This is a genomic window from Vibrio mimicus CAIM 602 (assembly GCF_000338875.1).
GTDB lineage: Bacteria > Pseudomonadota > Gammaproteobacteria > Enterobacterales > Vibrionaceae > Vibrio > Vibrio mimicus.
On record NZ_AOMO01000061.1, the window covers coordinates 1 to 5549 of the forward strand.

The window sequence follows — 5549 nt, forward strand, 5'->3', positions numbered from 1 at the left end:
AAAAATCCAACCGGCAATCGATCGCTACCAGAAAGAAGGGCGTCGTCTGTTTGAAGTGATGGATGGGCAACTTGCGAAAAATGCTTATTTGGCTGGTGATGAATACACCATTGCAGACATAGCGACTTTCCCTTGGGTGAGAATCTACGAGTGGAGTGGCATTTCAATTGATGGTCTGACGCATTTACAGCGTTGGATGAACGAAATTGCAGCTCGTCCAGCCGTGGTGAAAGGTTTAACTGTTCCACCTCCAAGTACAGTGAGTGATGAAGAACGGGCTAAGCAAATCCGCAATATGGTAACGCGTTAAGTTACTCTGCCTTTATTCAATGTAGCGGCTGATGATTTTATCTAATTGGCCGCTGCTTTTTAGCTCTGCAAGTGCCATATTAAAGGCAGCAACAAACTGGCTTTGATAAGGATACAATTCAAGATTTCTGTTAGTAAAACCTATGTAACCCTGCTCAAGGCTGATCCTAGCAGCAATGGAAAAATTCACTCGATCCAAAATTCCTTCGCGTTTTAAATGAGAGATTTCCCATAAGATAGAGATTCGGTCATTGATGTAACAATCAATTCTGTCACCGCGTAACTTTAAGATGTTCACCCGATTGCCATTCGCTGCTTCCACAGCCATTTCCTTTTGTTCCACTGCCGTCCAAAAGGCTCGGCCTCCGACACTAAAGCCATCATTAATGCCAATTTTTAAGCCATAAAAATCACTCGGCCAATCACGAAGCTTTTTACTATTGAGGAGCTCATTCTGGCAAAACACTACGACTTCTTCATCAAGAATGGGATCGGAGTAAGGGTGAATGTAGGGGCGTGAATTAGCGTAGTAATAGGGCGGAAGCAGCGCAAAAATACGCCCAGCTTCAAGCAGTTTTAATCCTCGTCGCCAAGGAATGGGTTGCAACACAATATTAAATTCCCCCATTCGCAGATCAACCGCTCGCACGATTTCTGGATAGAGGCCTACCGCTTGTCCATGTTCTTCATAACTGTATGGAGGGTAAGAGTCGTCTGCGAAAATAGTAACGGTGATCGGCTTCGCCTCAAGACTAGCCGAAAAGAACCAAAAAGAGGCAAGAATGTACCAAATTCGCATAGATAGCCTTATCTTGCAGCGAACAAACTCACTTTAGTTTAGTGGCTATTTGCATCTACGTTTGTAAAAACGGTTGAAAAAGCTAAACTGCGTAAAATTTTTTGAGAGAAAAGTCATGACCGACGAGCAATTCAACCCACACGACGAAGAAATCGAAATTGAAGCGATTGGTGTAGAAGTCTCTAGCCAACCCATTGAGCTTTATAAAGTGCTCAAAATTGCTAGCGTAGTGAGTGGTGGTGGAGAAGCCAAACACGTGATCAGTGAAGGCTATGTGTTTGTGAATGGTGAGGTTGAAACGCGTAAACGCTGTAAAGTTTTCGATGGCGATCTGATTGAATTTAACCAAGAGTTTTATGTGGTGATTTGTGATGCTCCAGTGACTGAACCGGAACTAGAACCGGTTGCTGCAACACCAGAGAAAGCCGTGAGCAAAGCGCAAGAAAAGCCGTTAAAAACTAAGAAATCATCTTCTAAGAAGCAAGATAAATCGAAACAAAGCTCATCGGCGGCGAAGAAAAAACCGAAGAATGAGCGTGAAGAAGAGAAAAACGACCAGAAATCCACATCTGGTCGTGGTCGTAGCGCGATTCGTTTCTTTTAGCGTGACAATGTAACTTAAAACTAGGCTGAAGATTCAGCCTAGTTTTTTACTGGGGCTATATAGAGCAATGCGCCTTATTGCCTTGGTGCGGTGGTAATGTGGCTATTGTCGAACTCAAATCCGCGATACGAGTACTGTGCGAAGGGTGGGTGGAAAGCAACTCTGGTGGTTGTTTGCCTCCGGAAGCTTTAGCCATGTTTTTCCAAAGTTCGATACTTTGGTTCGGATCAAATCCCGCCTTCGCCATTAACGCGAGCCCTAAAACATCTGCTTCAGATTCCTGACTGCGTCCATAAGGCAAAATCACGCCATATTGAACACCAACACCTAATGCTGCCATGGTCAGATTACGATATTGACTGTATTCCGATGCACCAATAGCGATGTCAGTCAGTTGTAACCCTGCATTAGCCAACTGGGATTGGGATAAACGCTCATTACTGTGGTTAGAAAGCACATGCGCAATTTCATGTCCGATAACGGTAGCCAACTGATCTTGGTTCACTGCCACTTTCAATAACCCCGTGTAAACGCCGATTTTGCCACCGGGTAGGGCGAAAGCGTTCACTTGATCGCTTTCAAATACGACGACTTCCCATTGTTCAAAACCGCTTTGCTTGGGCACTTGTGCGGTAATCGCATTCGCAACACACTGCACATAAGCGTTAGTTTTCGCCTCTTTGTTAACAGGTATTTCCTGTTTCATCTGAGTAAAAGATTGTGCTCCAAGGCTGCTCATATCATTTTCAGAAAACAGCAGCAGTTGATTTCGACCTGTCGGTGAAGCAGTACAGGCCGGCTAAGCCAATAGTCATTAATAAGGTGAGCGCCAATCGAGTCTTGTTCATTTTTTAATACTCCTTAATGCTGTGGCGACCGATCATGGCGTTCATATTAGCACCATACGATCATAATGTTAGCTAGGCTTTTGCTGATTCACCGCTTTGTGTCTATGAGCTTGTCTCGCTACAATGAGTCACAAGCTTACCTTATTGGAACTTCGCAATGTCGATTTGGAACAAACCCGTCAGTTTAGAGGTACTAAATGCAACCTCAAAAAACACTTTGATTGAGCATTTAAATATCGTTTACACCGAGCTAACTGAAAGCAGTATTTCAGCCACTATGCCTGTGTGCCATTTCACCCATCAACCATTGGGCATGTTACATGGTGGTGCTTCTGTGGTGCTTGCTGAAACTCTTGGCTCTGTCGCCGCCAATTTCAGTGTCGGGGAAGATGCCTACTGCGTTGGCTTAGACATCAATGCCAACCATATCCGAGCGATGCGAGATGGCATGGTGATAGGCACGGCAACTCCACTGCACATGGGTGTGTCAACCCAAGTCTGGCAGATAGAGATTAAAGATGAACAAGGCCGACTCGTTTGTATTAGTCGACTGACTGTGGCAGTAAAACGCTCACGCCCTCAGAAAGCAAAGCAAGTTGCTGAGGTTTAAATGGTTATTCAATTCAAAAGTGGAAAGATCATCCTCACCACTCATGAAGTGGTGGTTCGGTTTGGTCAGGAAGTAACCTTGCAAGCTCAGGCAGACGCGATTACTTTGATGGGTAATGGAGCGAATGTGATGATTGCCAACGGAAGCGAAACCAAGTGGTCAATAAAGCTGGATGATGAAACTCAGCTTCGTACTATTGCCCAAACCTTAGGTTGTGATGTGCTTTAAAAGTTTTTTCGCCAGACTTGCTCAAACGGATAAAAATAAGGAAACTGTTCGGCATTAGAGATTAGATGAGATTTCCTCTTTATGGGCAGCCCACGTTTACGTGTTCAATTCGAAACACTTTTTGAGCATTTTCAAGGTCAAGATGTCGAAACTCAGCTCGAAGATGTTACCGATATTCTGTTTTGTACCCGACGTAACGCGAGGATTGTCCTCAATAAAATGGAAGAAGAGGGCTGGATCGAATGGCATCCGGCGGCAGGCCGAGGCAAGCTCTCTCAACTCATTTTTAAACGCAGCCGTGCCGATGTAAGTGAAAACCTCGCACGCCGCTATCTCAATGAAGGAAAAATTAGTCAAGCTTTCTCAGTTCTTGATCAAGACGCTGCAAAGTTAACGCAAGTGATTGAAAGCTATCTTGGTGTGCAACACCAAGAAGGGTTGCAAGTGGTTCGGTTGCCGTATTATCGGCAGCTTTCGATGTTAAATCCGCAAAAACCAATGCGCCGCTCTGAGCAGCATATTGCGAGGCAAGTATTTAGCGGTTTAACTCGCCTCGATGAAGATGAACAACTGCAACCAGATTTAGCGCATGCATGGCAAGCCATTTCTGATACCCACTGGCGATTCTATTTACGTCCAGGAGTTCGTTTTCATAATGGAAATTTGCTAACCACTGAGCTCGTTGTACAGAACCTTTGGCAGCTTCGGCTGCTAAATTTGTTTGCACATATTGATCGGGTGGAATCGCCTTACCCTTGGGCGGTTGATGTTTATTTGCAGAAACCGGATGCTCGCTTGCCTTTGTTGCTCGCAGAAGCTTGTGCAAAAGTGCTGCCTGAGGAAGTCGATCGTAATTCTGATTTTGATTTGATGCCGATAGGAACTGGGCCTTATAAAGTCGTTTTAAACGATGAAAAACGACTCGTGTTGCAAGCATTCGATGGCTACTTCGGTTTTCGTCCTCTGCTCGACAGAGTAGAGGTTTGGGTGATCGATGAAGTGCATTCCTCGATGGTGTTTCCTAGCTTATCCAACCCAATCAAAACGGCGCGTGGTTCGTCAACCGAAGACGTTGAGCTGGATCCCGGTTGTACCTATTTGCTGCTCAATCGACGTAATGGTGTTGCACAAGATGAACATTGGGCGCGTTATTTGTCGGAAAAATTGAATGCTCTAAGCTTGTATCGACTTTTACCAGAAGAAAAGATTATTGAACTTGGTGTTTTGCCTGCTTATGGCTTAAAACCGGGGTGGTACCATCATTCAACGCCTTTGCAAAAAACATTACCTCCACAAGCTCAGGAGCTTACGATTGCATATCACGCACAGCATCCTATGTTTCCGACGGTTGCCAGTGCCATTAAACAGTTACTCAACCAAGATGGTATCAGCGTTAATATCATCAAGTACGAACATACTGTACTAGAGACAGAGAATGTTGATATTTGGATAAAACCAATGGGCATTGCGAATCATCGAGATGATGCTTTGGCTGGTTGGTTGCTCAATTATTCAGATATTGAGTTTTTGAGTAAAAGTGATGATTTCAATCAATGGGTAAGTTTAATTGATGCATGGCGTGCTGACTCATCTGCAGTTTTTCCCGCCAAAGAATTAGGGAAATCACTGGTTGAAAAGCATCAGTTAATTCCTATGTTCCACTGTTGGTTGGGGATTAGCAAAGACCAGTGTGGCGCGCTACAAAATGCTAAATGTAATGCACTCGGCTGGTTTGATTTCAGCCAAGTGTGGGTGAAGCCAGAGTTACCGACTCATTAAGCTTACAGTGACTTTTGATCTTGATCGCTAATTAACCAGTTTCACGAAATAAACACTGCTTAAGCTCATACCCGGTGCTAGACTATTGGCAAATTCAATCGAGACTCTTTGGAGGATAAGTGGAACTGGTATTAATCATTGCTTTCATTGTTGCAGCAGCAGTAATGGTGAAAAAAGAGATGGCAGAGAACAAATAATTCATTTCATCACTTTTTTAATTTCCTTTTGAATGAATCGTTCTCATATAGAAAAAAGCCAGCGTAAGCTCTGTCTCTTGATCACATTTCATGCTCAAGAGACATTGCAAGCTCGTAACCTTCAAGGATGGTTTGTAGTTTGAACCATCCTTCCCAAAGTCGCTCCCACGCCCAC

The 5549-nt window shown here is 44.2% G+C and carries 6 protein-coding genes and 1 pseudogene; 5 read left to right on the forward strand and 2 right to left on the reverse strand.

Annotated elements, in window-relative coordinates:
- Positions 1-310, forward strand: a 310-nt coding sequence (locus tag D908_RS03780) for a glutathione binding-like protein (protein WP_005526598.1), incomplete at its 5' end; no start/stop codon positions are given.
- Between the two features lie 12 nt (positions 311-322).
- Here the strand turns inward: D908_RS03780 and D908_RS03775 are convergent.
- Positions 323-1108: a substrate-binding periplasmic protein gene (locus D908_RS03775; RefSeq protein ID WP_005526601.1), complete on the reverse strand. Its 786-nt coding sequence runs from the start codon at positions 1106-1108 to the stop codon at positions 323-325.
- A 115-nt stretch (positions 1109-1223) separates the two neighbouring features.
- Here D908_RS03775 and D908_RS03770 point away from each other — a divergent pair, with 115 nt between their 5' ends.
- Entirely contained in the window at positions 1224-1712 is a 489-nt protein-coding gene (locus tag D908_RS03770; protein ID WP_005526603.1) for an RNA-binding S4 domain-containing protein, read from the forward strand.
- Between the two features lie 55 nt (positions 1713-1767).
- Here D908_RS03770 and D908_RS03765 read toward each other — a convergent pair.
- A pseudogene (locus D908_RS03765) lies at positions 1768-2560 on the reverse strand (M48 family metallopeptidase).
- A 157-nt stretch (positions 2561-2717) separates the two neighbouring features.
- Between D908_RS03765 and D908_RS03760 the strand changes: the two are divergent.
- The 3 genes from D908_RS03760 to D908_RS03750 all read left to right on the forward strand — a co-directional run bounded on the left by D908_RS03760 (position 2718) and on the right by D908_RS03750 (position 5177).
- Entirely contained in the window at positions 2718-3170 is a 453-nt protein-coding gene (locus D908_RS03760) for a hotdog fold thioesterase (protein ID WP_000029668.1), read from the forward strand.
- Entirely contained in the window at positions 3171-3398 is a 228-nt protein-coding gene (locus D908_RS03755) for a DUF3389 domain-containing protein (RefSeq protein WP_005526608.1), read from the forward strand.
- Positions 3399-3479: 81 nt separating this feature from the next.
- A complete protein-coding gene (locus D908_RS03750) occupies positions 3480-5177 on the forward strand; it encodes an SgrR family transcriptional regulator (protein ID WP_005526610.1) in 1698 nt (565 codons plus the stop codon).
- The last annotated feature ends 372 nt before the right edge of the window (positions 5178-5549 follow it).

Bases quoted from the DNA above. Each gene is read 5' to 3' on its own strand.
- D908_RS03760 (WP_000029668.1), top strand. From the start codon at position 2,718: ATGTCGATTTGGAACAAACCCGTCAGTTTAGAGGTACTAAATGCAACC.
- D908_RS03770 (WP_005526603.1), top strand. From the start codon at position 1,224: ATGACCGACGAGCAATTCAACCCACACGACGAAGAAATCGAAATTGAA.
- D908_RS03775 (WP_005526601.1), bottom strand. From the start codon at position 1,108: ATGCGAATTTGGTACATTCTTGCCTCTTTTTGGTTCTTTTCGGCTAGT.
- D908_RS03755 (WP_005526608.1), top strand. From the start codon at position 3,171: ATGGTTATTCAATTCAAAAGTGGAAAGATCATCCTCACCACTCATGAA.
- D908_RS03750 (WP_005526610.1), top strand. From the start codon at position 3,480: ATGGGCAGCCCACGTTTACGTGTTCAATTCGAAACACTTTTTGAGCAT.